Source organism: Muricauda sp. MAR_2010_75 (assembly GCF_000745185.1).
Taxonomy (GTDB): Bacteria; Bacteroidota; Bacteroidia; order Flavobacteriales; family Flavobacteriaceae; genus Flagellimonas.
Genome location: NZ_JQNJ01000001.1, coordinates 745274 through 762500, shown reverse-complemented (window position 1 = coordinate 762500; position 17227 = coordinate 745274). Strand labels below are relative to the sequence as shown.

The window sequence follows — 17227 nt, the reverse complement described above, 5'->3', positions numbered from 1 at the left end:
TAGAGGTTCCGATACAATCTGAACCCGTATCCCCACCACCAATAACGATCACTTTTTTGCCTTTGGCTGTCAATTCTTCGCCTATAAAGGGAATTCCGTCCACTTTTCTATTGTTCTGTGGGAGAAAATCCATGGCCTGGGTGACTCCTTTCAAATCGGAGCCTGGAATAGGGAGATTTCTGCGTACGGTGGCGCCTCCGCAAAGCACTAGGGCATCGAATTCGTTTGCCAAATCTTTGGCATTGACATCCACCCCGATATGAACTCCAGTTTTGAACTGGATTCCTTCTTTTTCCATTATCTCAAGGCGTCTGTCGATGACACTTTTCTCCATTTTAAAATCTGGAATACCGTATCGAAGCAGTCCACCTACTTTTTCATCCCGCTCAAAAACGGTAACCTCATGCCCGGCGCGGTTAAGTTGTTGAGCTGCTGCCAAACCAGCGGGGCCAGAACCTATCACTGCAACAGTCTTTCCTGTTCTTTTGGAAGGAGGTTCAGGTTTTATCCATCCATTTTTAAAAGCAGTCTCGACGATATTCTTTTCGATGTTCTCAATAGAAACGGGAGGCTCGTTTATCCCCAACACACATGCTTCTTCGCAGGGTGCAGGGCACAATCGGCCTGTAAATTCCGGGAAATTGTTGGTAGCATGTAATATTTTGGCTGCCTTTTCCCATTTTCCCTGATAGACAGCGTCGTTAAAATCTGGAATTAAATTCCCCAATGGACAACCGCTGTGGCAAAACGGAATGCCGCAGTCCATGCAACGGGCTCCTTGGTTCCTTAATTCTACTTCTTTTAGGGGTTTTGTAAATTCCTTATAGTTTTTGATACGTTCTTTGACAGGGGCGTAAGCTTCGTCCTTTCTGTCAAATTCCATAAATCCTGTAATCTTTCCCATGTCTCAAATTATAAGGTTTGCATTTTCTCTTGTTCCAACCGGATAAGTGCCTGACGGTATTCCTCAGGGAATACTTTGATGAATTTTGGAAGATATTCTTCCCACTTTTCCAAAATCTCCTGTGCCAATGGGCTCAACGTGGCATTATAATGGTTTTCAATCAGCTCTTTCAATTGTTTTATATCATTATCCTCTTCAACAGGAAGTAGGTTTAGATCCTCACCATTGCATCTTTTTTCGAAAGAACCATCCTTGTTCAACACGTAGGCAATACCACCGCTCATTCCAGCGCCAAAGTTTCTCCCTACGCTACCTAAAATAACGGCTACACCGCCGGTCATGTACTCACAACCGTGATCACCTATTCCCTCAACGACGGCTTTTGCCCCTGAGTTCCGTACACAAAAACGCTCACCAGCTTTTCCATTGATGTAGGCTTCGCCCGAAATGGCACCATATAGGGTAACATTTCCCGTGATGATGTTCTCCTCTGGTTTGAAGGTGGATTTAAAAGGTACCTTTACCACCAATTTAGCTCCGGAGAGTCCCTTGCCCAAATAATCGTTGGTATTTCCGTTGACGACCATGGTCAGGCCTTTTGTGGCAAATGCCCCAAAACTTTGTCCTGCTGAGCCCGTAAAATTGAGTTTTAGCGTGTTGTCCGGAAGCCCATCGGCTCCATATATTTTTGAAATCTCATTACTGATGATCGCACCTACCGCCCTATCTGTGTTGTGGATAGGAAAATCCAAAGTGGTTTTTTCCTTTCTGAACAATGCTGGGTGAGCCTTTGCAATAATATCAAACTCAATGGATTTGTCAATATCGTGCTGTTGCTTTTCGGTATTGTAGAATTTGGTTCCTTCAGGAACATCCATTTGATACAAAATAGGACTTAAGTCAATTCCGGCAGCTTTGTAATGTTCAATGGCCTTGTTTCTGTCCAACTTTTGCACTTGTCCCACCATTTCGTTGATGGTCCTGAACCCAAGCTTCGCCATGATTTCACGAAGTTCTTGCGCCACAAAATACATGTAGTTCACCACATGTTCGGGTTTACCTTGGAATTTTTTACGTAATTCTGGGTTTTGGGTGGCTATTCCCACCGGACAGGTGTTCAAATGGCAAACACGCATCATAATACAGCCAGAAGCAACCAAAGGTGCTGTTGCAAATCCAAATTCTTCGGCCCCTAATAAACAAGCTACGGCCACATCCCTTCCTGTTTTCAATTGGCCATCACACTCTAGAACAATTCTGTTTCTTAAATCGTTGAGCACCAAGGTTTGTTGAGCCTCGGCGATTCCCAATTCCCATGGCAATCCTGCATGCTTTAAGGATGTTAATGGTGAAGCTCCCGTTCCTCCATCGAAACCAGAGATAAGTACAACATCTGCCTTGGCTTTGGATACACCTGCGGCAACGGTTCCCACACCCACTTCAGAGACAAGCTTTACATTGATCCTTGCATCCCTATTGGCCGATTTAAGATCGTAGATCAATTGGGAAAGGTCCTCAATGGAATAAATGTCGTGGTGTGGGGGAGGGGAAATTAAGCCCACATATGGTGTGGAATTCCGTGTTTTGGCAATGGCCGGATTTACTTTTGGCCCTGGTAGTTGTCCACCTTCACCGGGTTTGGCCCCTTGGGCCATTTTTATCTGGATTTCTTGGGCATTGGTAAGATAGTTGGAGCTGACCCCAAATCTACCCGATGCCACCTGTTTGATGGCACTGTTTTTCCAATCACCTGTTTGACTTCTATAAAAACGAACCGGATCCTCACCGCCTTCACCTGAATTGCTCTTTCCGCCAATTCGGTTCATGGCAATCGCAAGATTTTCATGTGCCTCCTTACTGATACTTCCGTAGGACATGGCGCCCGTTTTGAACCTTTTTACGATTTCGGTCCAAGGCTCAACTTCTTCAAGTGGAATGGGGTCATAGTTCGAAAACTCGAACAATCCACGGATGGTCATTAAGTTTTTAGACTGCTCATTTACCAATTGGGAATACTCCTTGTAAGTTTCCGGCTCGTTATTGCGTACCGATTTTTGAAGTTTGGCAATACTTAATGGATTGAACATGTGCTTTTCGCCATTTCTTCGCCAACGGTACTCACCACCAATCTCAATATCCAGATTGGCCGCTAATTCCTGGGTTGTGAATGCTTTCTTGTGGCGCTTGGCTATTTCCTTTTCAATTTCATACAAGCCAATTCCCTGGATACGCGTGGGCGTGTTGGGGAAATATTTGTCCACTACCTTGGTATTGATACCAATGCATTCGAATAGTTGAGATCCCCTGTACGAATTCAATGTGGAAATCCCAATTTTGTTCATCACTTTAAGGATGCCCTTGCCAATAGCTTTGTTGTAATTTTTGATGGCTTCCTCAAAAGTGTATTCTGTGATGTTGTTTTCTTTTATTTGCTCTCCGATGATTTCATTCACCAAATAGGGATTGATGGCGCTCGCACCAAACCCAAACAGTAGAGCAAAATGATGCACCTCCCTGGGCTCGGCAGATTCAATGATGATGCTCAGTTTTGAACGTTTGCCTAACTTTCGCAAGCCACTGTTTATATAGGAACAGGCCAATAGGGCAGGTATGGCCGCCATTTCTGTGCTCACCATCCTGTCAGAAAGGATAATGATGTTGGCTCCTTCGTCAATGGCATCAAAAGCTTGTTGAAGGATGGAATCCAAAGCTTCTTCCAAGCCATTGTGACCTTTTTCCACCTCATACAGCATGGAAATGGAGACTACTTTATAATCTGGACTGGAATCGTAATTTTTGATTTTATCCAAATCCTCCTTGGAAATCACTGGATTTTGAATCTTGAGCTTTCTACAGTGCAGCTCGTTGATGTCAAAAATATTTTGGTCACTCCCCAATGTTAGACTGATGTCTGTGATCAACTCTTCACGGATACCATCCAAAGGTGGATTGGTGACCTGCGCGAACAATTGTTTGAAATAATTGTAGATCAATTGCGGGCGTTCAGACAGAACGGCGATTGGGGTATCGGAACCCATGGAACCAATGGGCTCCTTACCTTTTTCGGCCATGGGCATGATTATGGTATTGATATCTTCCAGTGTATATCCAAAAGCAGACCTTCGGACATCCAACGGGAATTCACCAAAGAACACGGGGCAATCGTTATAAGGAATGTCCCGCAAGTGTACCAAGTTATCTTTCAACCATTTTTTATACGGATGTTTTTTGGCAATGGCTTCCTTAATTTCCTCATCATTAATGATTCTGCCTTCTTCCATGTTCACCAAGAACATTTTTCCAGGCTCCAATCGCCCGTGGAATTCAATATCTTCCGGATCCAACTCCAAAACCCCGGTTTCGGAGGACATGATCACATATCCTTTTTTGGTTACGGAATATCTGGATGGGCGTAGACCATTTCGGTCCAAAACGGCCCCGATATAATTTCCATCGGTAAACGGAATGGAAGCTGGGCCATCCCAAGGCTCCATTAAACAGGAGTTGTATTCGTAGAAAGCCTTTTTGGATTCGGACATTTCTGTATTTTTTTCCCAAGCTTCTGGAACCAACATCATCATTACTTCTGGTAAGGAGCGGCCTGTCATCAACAGCAATTCCACCACCATGTCCATACTGGCGGAGTCGGATTTTCCGGGTAATACAACTGGAAGTATCTTTTTGATGTCCTCTCCAAACCAATCACTTTCCATGAGTTCTTCACGGGAACGCATGCGGGACACATTTCCTCGTAGGGTGTTGATTTCCCCATTGTGGCACATATAACGGAAGGGTTGGGCCAAATCCCAAGTGGGGAAGGTGTTTGTGGAGAAACGTTGGTGTACCAAGGCCAAACGGGTAACTACCCTGGGATCCAATAGATCTTCATAATATTTGCTGATGTCATTTGGCACTAGCAGCCCTTTAAAGATGATGATCTTGGTGGACAGACTGGGCAAATAGAAAAACTTGCTTTGGGAAAGCTTGCTTTCTATAATGGTATGCTCCGTAATTTTCCGGGCGATGAAAAGCTTAAGGTTAAATTGAAAATCGTCAAGCGATTCGCCTTTTGCAATAAAGACCTGCTTTACATAAGGTTCGGTTTCCGCGGCTATCCTTCCGGGAACGGAACGGTTTACGGGAACATCCCGCCAGCCCAGAAGTTGAAGACCTTGATTTGCTATATTTTCTTCGAGTACGGAGATGCAAAAATCCCTTTGGTTTTCCTTTTGTGGAAGGAAAACGTTGCCTACGGCATATTCCCCGGCTTCGGGTAAGGTAAACGTACATACATCAGCAAAAAAGTCGTGGGGGATATCAATCAAAATACCCGCTCCGTCACCCGTTTTGCCATCTGAACTTACAGCACCTCTATGTTCCAGTTTATCCAAGATCTCAAGAGCCTTATGGATAATGTCATTTGATTTTCTTCCTTTAAGGCTGCAAATGAAGCCTGCACCACAGTTATCATGCTCAAACTCGGGTAAATATAAACCTTGCTTTTCCAATTTCATCATTATGGTATTTCTTCAAAAATATCAAATCTGATGAATAAAAAACAGGGTTTTTAATCAATTTCAAATAAAAAATCAACGTACAGATTGAAGGGTTAAAAAATATTCAATATCAGAATTTTATCAATGTTAAATTATGATTATCTCAAAGTAAAATTATTAAACCTCAACAACCTATCGTAAAATAAGGGGTGTAGTGTATAATGGTTTAAATTTGAAGTGTGGCCTGTTTAATTTTCAGGGATTCACCTTCTAAAAATGGATATTTAAGGCTTTGCATCCCCCTTTTTTATGGGGTATAGTCCAAAATGTAACTCTTCTAGTCCTTTAGTACACTTCTTGAGATGACTATTTTTTGGATTTCGGAAGTTCCTTCATAAATCTGGGTAATCTTGGCATCCCGCATTAAACGCTCTACATGATAGTCTTTCACGTATCCATTTCCACCATGAATCTGCACCGCTTCAACAGTGGTTTCCATAGCAACTTCGGATGCATATAGTTTGGCCATGGCACCTGATAATGTGTAATCATTTCCAGCATCTTTATCACAAGCTGCTTGGTAGACCAAATTTCGGGCAGCCTGTATTTTGGTGTGCATATCGGCCAACTTAAAGGCGATGGCCTGATGATTGGCAATTTCCGTACCGAATGTCTTCCGCTCTTTGGAGTATTTTAGGGCAAGTTCATAGGCACCTGCTGCGATTCCCAAGGCTTGGGCGGCAATTCCGATCCGGCCACCTGCCAAGGTTTTCATGGCAAATTTAAATCCAAATCCGTCTTCTCCTATCCGGTTTTCCTTGGGAACTTTTACGTCATTAAAAATAAGGGAGTGCGTGTCGCTTCCGCGAATGCCCAGTTTGTTTTCCTTTGGGCCCACTTCAAAGCCGTCCATTCCCTTTTCAACAATAAGGACATTGATGCCCTTATGTCCTTTTTCAACATGGGTTTGAGCTATGACCAAGTAAACTTCTGCACTTCCTCCGTTTGTGATCCAGTTTTTGGTGCCATTCAAAATATAATGATCGCCGTTGTCAATGGCAGTTGTCTTTTGTGAAGTGGCATCGCTCCCGGCTTCAGGTTCAGAGAGGCAAAATGCCCCAATGATTTCACCGGAGGCCAATCGGGTTAAATATTTTTCTTTTTGGGCTTCGGTGCCAAAAGTTTCCAATCCCCAACAGACCAGAGAATTGTTTACGGATACCATTACGGAGGCCGATGCATCAACTTTTGAGAGTTCTTCCATGGCCAGGACATAGGAAAGGGTGTCCAACCCACTTCCGTTGTATTTTTCATTGACCATCATCCCCATAAAGCCTAATTCTCCCATTTTTTGAACCAGTTCAAAAGGGAACTTTTGGGCATCGTCCCTTTCTACTATTCCAGGTAGGAGTTCGCTGTTGGCAAAATCCCTTGCTGCCTGTTGTATCATTAACTGTTCTTCGGAAAGTGTGAAATCCATAAAACTGAAAAATAAGCAAAAATATACCACAAATATAGTTCTATGATGGCAATTTCACATAAAAAGAATTGTATAAATGAGAATGATTCAAAGTATATTCATGTTCTTGTGGGCTGATTTTTATTTTCACAATAATTTATTAAATGAAGATTATGCGGAAAAACTCATTTTGAATATCTTTAGCGCAATTGAAAATTACTTCAACGAAATATTTACATTAATAAACCAAACTTAACATGGAGACCCTTCTGATTGTCATTTTTGTCATTGGATATTTGGCAATAACACTCGAACATAACTTAAAAGTAGACAAACTTATTCCTGCATTGGCCATGATGGCCGTTATGTGGGCACTCATGTCATTTGGAATTGATGGGTTCACTACTTGGTTTGATTCTGGTGAGCATGCCCTTATGGAAAATTTTGGGGCTTTTGGTCATGAAGAGAAAATGGAGCTTCTTGAAGAAACCTTGCTTCATCATTTGGGAAAGACCTCGGAAATTTTGGTCTTTCTTTTGGGAGCCATGACCATTGTGGAGATCATTGATTATTTTGATGGTTTCGCTACCATAAAAACTTATGTGAAAACACGTAGTAAGAAAAAAATTCTTTGGATTTTTTCCTTTTTGGCTTTTATTCTTTCAGCAATCATCGACAATCTTACTGCAACAATCGTGTTGATTTCCATCCTTCAAAAAATAATTAGGGATAGAGACACAAGATTGTGGTATGCGGGTCTTATTATTATTGCCGCCAATGCCGGTGGAGCATGGTCGCCCATTGGGGATGTTACCACAACCATGTTGTGGATCGGGGACAAGGTAACAACTGCCAACCTCATTGAACATTTACTAATCCCATCGTTGTTCTGTATGGTCATTCCTTCACTTATAGCTTCGTTTTTACCTGCCTTCAAAGGGGAAATTGATGTTGAGGACGAGGAACCGTCAAAATCAAAATTTGGGGCAACCATGCTGTATTTAGGTTTGGGGGCCATCATATTTGTACCCATTTTTAAGACCATAACCCATTTACCACCCTATGTTGGTATGATGCTTTCTTTGGCGGTTGTGGCTACATTTGCGGAGATTTACAGTAACTCCAAGATTGCCATTTCCTCCGTGGACCACGAAAGTGACGAAGCGGCGCACCACAGCCCTGTGCATAGTGCCTTAACAAAAATTGAATTACCCAGTATCTTATTTTTCTTGGGAATTTTAATGGCGGTAGCTGCATTGGAATCCTTGGGTATGTTGTTCAATTTTGCGGAAGGATTAAAACAGGGAATGCCCTTGATGGGAACCGAAATGGCCAGTACCCATGTTTCGGATATAGTGATTCTATTGCTTGGTGTGGGTTCTGCCGTAATTGATAACGTCCCCTTGGTAGCTGCCAGTTTGGGAATGTTCACCGAGCCCATGAATGACCAATTGTGGCATTTCATTGCTTATTCCGCAGGAACTGGTGGAAGTATGTTGATCATTGGGTCGGCAGCCGGTGTTGTGGCCATGGGAATGGAGAAGATAGACTTCTTCTGGTACCTTAGAAAAATTTCGTGGTTGGCCTTGATTGGCTTCTTGGCAGGAGCTATTTGCTTCATGTTGATGCGAAATTTGTTCTAAAAAATACTTTAGCTCAAAAATCTCCGTTATTATTGCATATTAAATTGGGGATTTTATATGATTATTTTTCAAGAAGCAACGGAAGGTGCTGAGGCAGTTGCCTCTATTTCCGAAGAAAAGACACTTTCTGTAATAGATCTTATCGTTAACGGAGGTGCAGGAAGCATCATTATTATCATGGTACTTTTTGTACTGCTGTTTGTAGCGCTTTACATTTATTTTGAACGGATTTTTGCCATTAAGGCAGCTTCCAAGATAGACAAAAACTTCATGAACCAGATTCGTGATCACATCATGAACGGGAAGTTGGATGCAGCCAAAATTTTATGTGCACAGACTGATTCACCAGTAGCACGGTTGACGGAAAAAGGAGTGTCCAGGATTGGGAAACCTTTGGATGACATCACCACCGCCATTGAGAATGCCGGAACACTGGAAGTATACAAATTGGAGAAGAACGTTAGTGTTTTGGCCACTGTGGCCGGTGCGGCTCCCATGATTGGTTTCTTGGGAACCGTAATTGGTATGATTTTGGCATTTCACCAAATGGCAAGTAGTGGCGGGCAAGCTGAAATGGGATTGTTGGCATCGGGTATTTATACGGCCATGACCACAACAGTTGCCGGATTGGTTGTGGGTATTATAGCCTATATCGGATACAATCACTTGGTGAACAGAACCGATAAAGTGGTGCACAAAATGGAAGCTAATGCCGTTGAGTTTTTGGATTTGTTGAACGAACCCATTTAGCAGTTCAATATGAAATTGAAAGGAAGAAACAAGGTTAGTCCTGAGTTCAGTATGTCGTCCATGACAGATATTGTGTTTCTGTTATTGGTGTTTTTCATGCTAACGTCCAATGCACCCAATGCGTTGGATTTACTATTGCCAAAGGCAAAGGGAAAATCTACAAACACGCAGAATGTTTCCGTCACCATTAACAAGGACCTGAACTATTTTGTGAACAACGAGCAGATCAACAAGGAATACATTGAAATTGAATTAAAAAAGGCACTTGAAGGTCAAGAAAAGCCAACAATTATCCTACGGGCGGAAGAAAGTGTGGCCATTAAGGAAGCGGTCAACGTTATGGACATCGCCAATAGGAACAGTTACAAGGTCATCTTGGCTGTGCGGCCACAATAATGGCATTTTTAGACACGAGACACAAGAAAAAATCATTTACGCTCACCACTCTTCTACTGAGCGTATTCCTCCTATTGCTTTTTTACATAGGACTCACCTATTTGGACCCACCCATTGAAAATGGGATAGCCGTGAATTTTGGCACCATGGATTTTGGCAGTGGTGAAGTTCAACCCAAGGAAAAGGTACGGTCCAAACCCCAGAGAGTGGAACCCCAACCCATGGAGCAAGTGCAGCAAGTAGAACCCCAGGAAGAAACAGTACAAGAGGAACCTGAACCTGTGGAAAAAGTATTGACCAGTAATAATGAGGAGTCCATCCGAATAAAACAACAACAAGAGGCCAAACGTAAAGCGGATGAGGCAGCTAAAAAGGCTAAGGAAGAAGCGGAACGCGTAGAAACCGAAAAGAGAGAGGCTGAAGAGAAAAAAAGGCAGGAACAAGAAGCCAAGAAGAAAAACTTGGATGCTTTGATCGGTGGCATTGGACAATCTGATGGAACGGCTACCGGCAGTGAAGGTGATGATGATTGGGCTGGGGATAAAGGTCAACCCGATGGTGATCCTTATGCCACTAGCTATTATGGTGCTCCCGGAAGTGGTAGCGGAGGTGGTGGTTATGGTCTCAATGGGAGGTCATTGGTAAACAGTGGAAAAGTACGCCAAGAATGTAATGAAGAAGGTCGTGTTGTGGTTAGAATTACGGTAGACAGGTCTGGAAAAGTTATAAAGGCCGAACCTGGTGTGAAAGGAACCACCAATACGGCACCCTGTCTTTTGGACCCTGCACGAAAAACGGCACTCAGTCATCGATGGAATACAGATTCCAATGCACCTACACAACAAATCGGTTTTGTGGTGGTCAACTTTAAACTGGGGCAATAGTGACCTACAAGGAGACCCTGGATTGGATGTTCTCGCAACTTCCCATGTACCAGCAAAAGGGTATTGTGGCCCTAAATGCCAAGATGGATAACATCATCGAGTTTTCCAATGCGTTGGGAAATCCAGAAAAAAAATTCAAAAGTATTCATGTTGCCGGTACCAACGGAAAAGGGTCCAGCAGCCACATGCTCGCTTCAATTTTGCAGGAAGCGGGGTACAAGGTCGGTTTATACACCTCCCCCCATTTAAAGGATTTTCGCGAACGGATTAAAATCAATGGTCAAATGGTCAGTGAAAAGTTCGTGGTTGATTTTATCACCGAACACAGGACTTTTTTGGAATTTAGAAAGCTTTCGTTTTTTGAGATGACCGTTGGGATGGCCTTTACCTATTTTGTAGCTGAAAATGTGGACATTGCTATTATAGAAGTAGGATTGGGTGGCCGACTCGATTCAACAAACATTATAACCCCGGAAGTATCACTTATCACTAACATTGGTTTAGATCACACCCATATTTTGGGCGATACGTTAGAAAAAATAGCTTTGGAAAAAGCGGGTATCATTAAACCAAGGGTTCCGGTGGTCATCAGTGAACGCCAAGCTGAAACCGAAACGATATTCAACTTGATTGCGCATCAACTGCAATCAAAAATAGTATTTGTGGATACATTGGATGTGCCCAAGTATAAAACCGATTTACTTGGGGAATACCAGCAACAAAATATCGGTGGGGTTGTAGCCACGGTTAAACAGTTGGAGAATTTTGAAGTTCCAGAAACGGCTATCATAAACGGACTGCAAAAGGTTGTCCACAATACAGGTTTATTGGGTAGGTGGCAGGTTATACAGGAGAATCCGATGGTGGTATGCGACACCGCCCATAACAAGGAAGGGTTGTATTATGTGCTAAAACAAATAGCCAAACAGAAGTACGATCAGCTTCATATGGTATTGGGGTTTGTGAACGATAAGGATGTGAAAAATGTATTGACACTGTTCCCAAAAGAAGCCAAGTATTACTTTGTAAAACCCAATATTTCCAGAGGGATGGATATTGATCGGCTTTCGGAATTAGCTCGATCACAAGGAATTGAAGGTAAAAGTTTTGATTCGGTGAAAAAGGGGTTGAAAGCGGCATTAGCCAGTGCAAATAACAACGATTTCATATATGTTGGCGGCAGCACGTTTGTGGTGGCAGAAATTGTATGATTTTTTTCGAAATATTCTTTTTTGTATCAGAAAAATGATGCTATATTTGCACTCCATTTGAGAAAATGGAATAGGGCTCTTAGCTCAGTTGGTTCAGAGCACCTGCCTTACAAGCAGGGGGTCACTGGTTCGAATCCAGTAGGGCCCACAACAATTAATAGGCCTCCGAGATTCGGGGGCTTTTTATTTTATGGCCTTTTGTCTGATCCATAATTCAAGGCCTTACCTTCCCTTAATTCCATTTCAAAAACTCTTTCAATATTAATTTAACGTTTCTTAATTGTAAATTAATTTGTTTGAGGGTTATTTTTGTAAAAAAGTGTACAGTGAAAATCAACTGGAAACCTACGGAAGAAATCAATCAGCATAATTCCTTGCACCTTTTAAACTTGGAGTACGCTGTGGAACTTCAGGTGATTCTAATTCTTATAAGGGAAGCCGAGCATTTGATGGAATATTGCAACTTGATTACTGTTGAGGTGAACTCCAATAACGGTCAAGTATCGATCAATGATGACACACCTGAACCTTTGTATTCAATTCTTGAAAGGAATTTCGATGGTTTTAACTCCAAGCTTGAAAAAAGTTTGTCCCTTGATGAAAAAACCGTACAACCCTCTTTTGTTTCCATTTAAGGTTAGCCAGTATATTGGTACTAGGTCGTTGGCCTTTAAATGTTGGTGAAGACAGAATATCTAGCGATTTATTCGTGCTGTCCTTCAGTAAAAAGTATCTTTGCAAAAAGTTTGCTTTAATGATTGCCACCATTTGCAGAAAAGCCCATTTTAATGCCGCCCACCGGCTCCATAATCCCAATTGGAGCCAAGAAAAGAATATTGCTGTTTTTGGAAAATGCAACAGTCCCAATTATCATGGACATAATTTTGATTTAGAGGTCAGGGTTAGAGGGGAAGTGGATGCTGATACAGGTTTTGTGATGGATTTGGCCGTATTGGGAGCCTTGATCAAGGATGAGATTGAAGAGCGTTTTGACCATAAAAACTTAAATGAGGACTGTCCGGAATTCGAGGGCATTTTCCCAACCACGGAATATTTTGTGAAAGTCATCTACGACATTTTAAAGCCGAAGCTGGAAAAAGGCCAATTATTGCACATTACCCTGCACGAAACGCAAAAGAATTCGGCAGAATATGGAGATTGGTAACAAATTTCCGAGATTAAATGCCTTTCTGATTATTTTGTGATTCAACTGAATCCGTAATTAAATATTCCATTTCATTCTCTCATTTGTCAATTGATTATGGGTATTCATCAATTGATAGGTCTCTGAGCTTTACTAACCCATTATATTATCTGTGACAAAAAAGTTTTGTACACGATAATGACTGATTTTTAGATGAAAGGGCTTTTCCATATTTTAATGCCAAATAGCAGCGTTCAGTTCTCTGGGAATAAAAATACCAATACGTCTAAATATGAGAAATCTGGTTTAACAAAGGAAGAAGCGTCAAGGATTAGGAGTAAAGTGGAAAAGGCGCTTAAAATTGATAAATTATACCGAAACAATGTCTTGGGTCTTAACGAGTTGTCCCAACATATAAAAGAGGACAGGTACAAGGTTTCCCAAGTCCTAAATGAATACTTGCAGAAAAACTTTTATGGATTGTTGAATCACTACAGAATCTGTGAAGCAAAAGACCTTCTTTTGGTACAACCATCATTGAGTGTAAAGGCGATAATGTATGAAGTTGGATTTAATAGCAAAACCAGTTTTTACAGTGCCTTTAAAAAAGAAACAGGCTTAAGTCCGAATGATTTTCGGAGTATGGAGGCATACGCTTCATAATTTATATTGAACACTACATTCCCAATTTACTTTTCATCCTTATTTCAAATTAATCTCGATTACTTCTTTGATTTGGGTCCAATTGTATCAGCTTTTTGGTTTATGTGAGTTTTGTTTTTGGTTGGGGAATTTTAAGGAGAGGTAAAAATTTGTTAAAAAAAGTACTTGCCGTTGGGAGACTACTTTTTTATCGTCCGCCCCGTTTTAAAAATACTCTTTCTATATAATGATACAATTGTTTTGTCCCTGCAATTGTAAAGGTAAGGTGGTGAGATGCCTTACTACCTTTTTAAAAAAGACTTTCCATTAAGTTTTGTTTTTTGTATTAAGGAATTATTTGAATTAGCTATCAAAACATTCTCCCACCTGCCTTTCTCAGTTGCACTAACTCAAATTTACTAACAAAACTGTTAACTCTATGAAAGTAACAAAACTGTTTGGGACATTAGCCTTTTTGGTATTGTTCATGACATCAGCATGGTCCCAAGAAAAAACAATCACGGGTACCATAGTTGACCAAGACGGATTACCACTCCCAGGGGTCAATATTGTGGTTGAAAACACCACAAACGGTACCCAATCTGACTTTGATGGCAACTATACCATTAGTGCCAGCACAGGTCAGATACTTGTATTTACATATCTAGGACAAAGAACCGCACGGCGTATAGTCGGTGCAGGAAATGTGATCAATGTCCAGATGGAAGAGGATGCCCAGGCTCTTGAAGAGGTCATTGTAACAGCCCTTGGTATCAAAAGGGAAAAACAGGCACTTGGATATGCCGTCGCTGAGGTGAGCTCAGAGGAGCTGGAAAACAAAGCCGAAGGAGATCTTGGCCGTGTGCTTATGGGTAAGGCCTCTGGGGTAAACATTACGGCCCAAAGTGGTCTTTCCGGATCTGGTACTAACATTATTATTAGGGGCTATAACTCCTTTAGCCAGAGTAACCAACCTTTGTTCATTGTGGACGGGGTTCCTTTTAATGCTGATACCAACCCTTCTGGTCGGCTAGGCTCCAGACAAGATTTTATTAATGGTAACAATGGTTCGAGCCGATTCTTGGATTTGGATCCAAATAGTATAGAAAGTGTTAATGTACTGAAAGGTCTAGCGGCCTCTACTCTATACGGCTCTTTGGGTAGGAACGGTGTAATCTTGATTACCACCAAGGCCGGATCAGGGGGAGAGGGAGCCAAAAAAACGGAGATTACTGTGAACTCTTCCATATTCTTTAATAAAATAGCTTCCACCCCTGATTATCAAGACCAGTATGGAGGAGGTTTTGACCAGTCTTTTGGATGGTTTTTTAGCAATTGGGGCCCCAGTTTCAACAGAGAAGGGGTTTCGGGCTGGGGCAATAGTGCTGCCTTTGATGCCAATGGTACGTTACCCCATCCCTACTCTACTTCTGCTGCAGGTCAACAGGCCTTCCCTGAATTTGCAGGGCAGCGTTATGAGTGGAGACCTTATGATAGTTTTGAAAATTTCTTCAAAACAGGTACTGTAGCCAATACATCCATAAACATTAGTGGTGCATCCAATGATGGAAAGGTTTCATATAATGCAAACTATGGTTATCTAAAAGACAATGGATTTACCCCTGGAAACAGTCTTAATCGTAATAATTTAAGTGTAGGAGGGCGAGCAGAACTTAGCAATAAGTTTACAGCATCTGGCACACTCAACTATGCCCGCACCAAGTTTATTTCTCCACCTGTTGCATTGAGTCAGGGTAATGGTGCAACTGGATCTGGTTCTTCTGTATTTGGTGATCTTTTCTTTACACCAAGAAGTATTGATGTAGTTGGTTTACCTTATCAAAGTCCTATTGACGGGAGAAGTATATATTACCGTCAAGGGAACGATATACAACACCCGCTATGGACAGTGCATAATGCGCGTACCTCACAAGAAACCAATAGAGTGTTTGGTAACATGGCTTTGCAGTACCAGTTTAGTGATAATTTGAACTTGGTATATCGTGTGGGACTTGATGTGTACAGTGAAAACAATGTAAACTACCAGAATAAAGGAGGTATCAATGGAAATGTTCCCCAACCAAGATTGGCCAGTGGTATTTATGAGACTTGGAACAATACCAATACCATTTGGGATCACAACTTTACATTAAATGGAGATTATGACATTTCTGAAACGGTTGGAGCCACTTTTAATGTTGGGTTCAATGGAAGAAGGGAGCTTTTTGACCAGAGTGGTGTCTCTAGTGATGGTCAGCAGGTATTTGGGGTGTTGAGACACTTCAATTTCTTAAACCAGAATGAAATCCAAGGAACATCTGAAAGAAATGTTGTAGGTGCTTATGGACAAGTGGAAATGGATTATGAAAATTATGTCTTCGTTACACTGGCAGGTAGAAATGATTGGGTATCCAATCTTGCCAAAGCCAATAGATCTTTGTTCTATCCAAGTGCAAGTTTGTCCTTTGTTCCTACGACCGCTTTTGACGGATTAAAGAGTGATGTGTTAAACTACCTTAAGATAAGGGCTGGTTATGGAACATCAGCAGGTTTCCCCGATGGAAACTCTGATAACTACCCAGTTTCCAATCGCTTGATTTTGGATACACAGGATTTCCAAGATAATACGGGGACCAATATTGTTACCAACACAAGTCCACTCACCTTGGGGAACCCAAATCTAAAGCCCGAACAAGTGGCAGAAATAGAACTGGGGATAGAGTCTAGGTGGTGGGATGGAAGAATAACAATGGATGCCTCGGTCTATGAGCGTACTACCACCGATCTTATTGTCTCACAACCCTTGGACCCCTCCACGGGATTTTACCAAACCAGCACAAATGTCGGAGAAATAAAGGGACAGGGCATTGAGGTTGATCTTGGGTTAAACTTCTTCAGGAGCAATGAAGAAGGTGGCTTTAACTGGAATGCCAATATTAATTTCTCTGCAACTGAGACCGAAGTTGTTGACTTGGGTCAAGATACTGACCAAATCGTCTACTCTGGTTTTGGTAACCTTGGGAACGCTGCGATAGAAGGCCAACCCTTAGGTGTAATTTATGGTAGCAGGGTACTAAGGAATAAAGATGGTCAGTTGGTTGTAAATACTATAGGGGATTATGTACAAGACCCGCAAGATGGAGTTATAGGGGATCCGAATCCAGACTGGGTAGCTAACCTTAACAATAGCTTTTCAATCAAGAATTTTACCCTAGGTTTTCAATTTAACTATACACATGGTGGAGATATGTGGTCCAGTACCATATCCACACTCTTGGGTAGGGGTCTTATAACGGAAACTATAGATAGGGAGAACACTTATATATTACCAGGGGTTCAACAGGAAGATGGAAGAGTGAACGATGTACAGATTAACAACTCAGATTACTTCTTCAACAATATTTTTGGCGGACCATCTGAATTACAAGTTTTTGATGCCTCGGTAATGAGGTTACAAGAAGTAAGTCTTGGATACAACGTGCCCAAAAAGTTTTTGAAAGACACCCCATTTGGCGCTCTATCTTTTTCAGCTACTGGTTTCAACCTATGGTATAGGGCGTTCAATACCCCCAAGGGCGCCAATTTCGATCCCAATACATCCGGTACTGGAGTAGGTAATGGTTTTGGCTTTGAATTTTTGAATGGGCCAAGTTCAAAAAGATATGGCTTCAGTGTAAAAGCAACTTTTTAAGATGAAA

The 17227-nt window shown here is 41.8% G+C and carries 12 protein-coding genes and 1 tRNA gene (1 of these 13 only partly in view); 10 read left to right on the top strand and 3 right to left on the bottom strand.

Translation table 11 applies throughout. From position 1 onward, the window contains the following. The 3 genes from FG28_RS03415 to FG28_RS03405 all read right to left on the bottom strand — a co-directional run. Positions 1-904, bottom strand: partial view of a glutamate synthase subunit beta gene (locus FG28_RS03415; protein ID WP_036380008.1) — the 5' portion only. It extends 563 nt beyond the left edge of the window; 904 of the gene's 1467 nt are visible here — the first part of the coding sequence; it begins with the start codon at positions 902-904; the stop codon falls past the left edge of the window. Between the two features lie 8 nt (positions 905-912). Beyond that, positions 913-5418, bottom strand: a complete 4506-nt coding sequence (gltB, locus tag FG28_RS03410) for a glutamate synthase large subunit (protein ID WP_036380006.1) — start codon at positions 5416-5418, stop codon at positions 913-915. Positions 5419-5737: 319 nt separating this feature from the next. Further along, positions 5738-6880, bottom strand: a complete 1143-nt coding sequence (locus tag FG28_RS03405; protein ID WP_036380003.1) for an acyl-CoA dehydrogenase — start codon at positions 6878-6880, stop codon at positions 5738-5740. Between the two features lie 236 nt (positions 6881-7116). Between FG28_RS03405 and nhaD the strand changes: the two genes are divergently transcribed. The 10 genes from nhaD (at position 7117) to FG28_RS03355 (ending at position 17220) form a co-directional block, all read left to right on the top strand. Further along, a complete protein-coding gene (gene nhaD, locus FG28_RS03400) occupies positions 7117-8502 on the top strand; it encodes a sodium:proton antiporter NhaD (RefSeq protein ID WP_036380001.1) in 1386 nt (461 codons plus the stop codon). Positions 8503-8559: 57 nt separating this feature from the next. Further along, positions 8560-9252 (top strand): MotA/TolQ/ExbB proton channel family protein, encoded by a 693-nt coding sequence (locus FG28_RS03395; RefSeq protein ID WP_036379995.1) that lies wholly within the window; start codon positions 8560-8562, stop codon positions 9250-9252. Positions 9253-9261: 9 nt separating this feature from the next. Then, on the top strand, positions 9262-9648 hold the full coding sequence (locus tag FG28_RS03390; RefSeq protein ID WP_036379994.1) for a biopolymer transporter ExbD: 387 nt from the start codon (positions 9262-9264) through the stop codon (positions 9646-9648). Beyond that, on the top strand, positions 9648-10532 hold the full coding sequence (locus FG28_RS03385; protein WP_036379992.1) for a cell envelope integrity protein TolA: 885 nt from the start codon (positions 9648-9650) through the stop codon (positions 10530-10532). The genes FG28_RS03390 and FG28_RS03385 overlap by 1 nt, the downstream gene beginning before the upstream one ends. Further along, positions 10532-11743 (top strand): folylpolyglutamate synthase/dihydrofolate synthase family protein, encoded by a 1212-nt coding sequence (locus tag FG28_RS03380; RefSeq protein ID WP_036379988.1) that lies wholly within the window; start codon positions 10532-10534, stop codon positions 11741-11743. The genes FG28_RS03385 and FG28_RS03380 overlap by 1 nt, the downstream gene beginning before the upstream one ends. 73 nt (positions 11744-11816) lie before the next feature. After that, positions 11817-11891 (top strand) — tRNA-Val (locus tag FG28_RS03375). Positions 11892-12069: 178 nt separating this feature from the next. Continuing rightward, the gene (locus tag FG28_RS03370; protein ID WP_036379987.1) at positions 12070-12378 is read left to right on the top strand and encodes a hypothetical protein; all 309 of its coding nucleotides are present in this window, start codon (positions 12070-12072) and stop codon (positions 12376-12378) included. A gap of 119 nt (positions 12379-12497) precedes the next feature. Then, positions 12498-12908 carry a 6-carboxytetrahydropterin synthase gene (locus FG28_RS03365; RefSeq protein ID WP_036379986.1) on the top strand — a complete coding sequence of 137 codons (411 nt, stop codon included), beginning with the start codon at positions 12498-12500 and terminating at the stop codon, positions 12906-12908. A gap of 192 nt (positions 12909-13100) precedes the next feature. After that, complete coding sequence (locus FG28_RS03360; protein ID WP_036379984.1) at positions 13101-13550, top strand: helix-turn-helix domain-containing protein; 450 nt, start codon at positions 13101-13103, stop codon at positions 13548-13550. Between the two features lie 418 nt (positions 13551-13968). Then, a complete protein-coding gene (locus FG28_RS03355; protein WP_036379982.1) occupies positions 13969-17220 on the top strand; it encodes a SusC/RagA family TonB-linked outer membrane protein in 3252 nt (1083 codons plus the stop codon). Positions 17221-17227 lie beyond the last annotated feature (7 nt).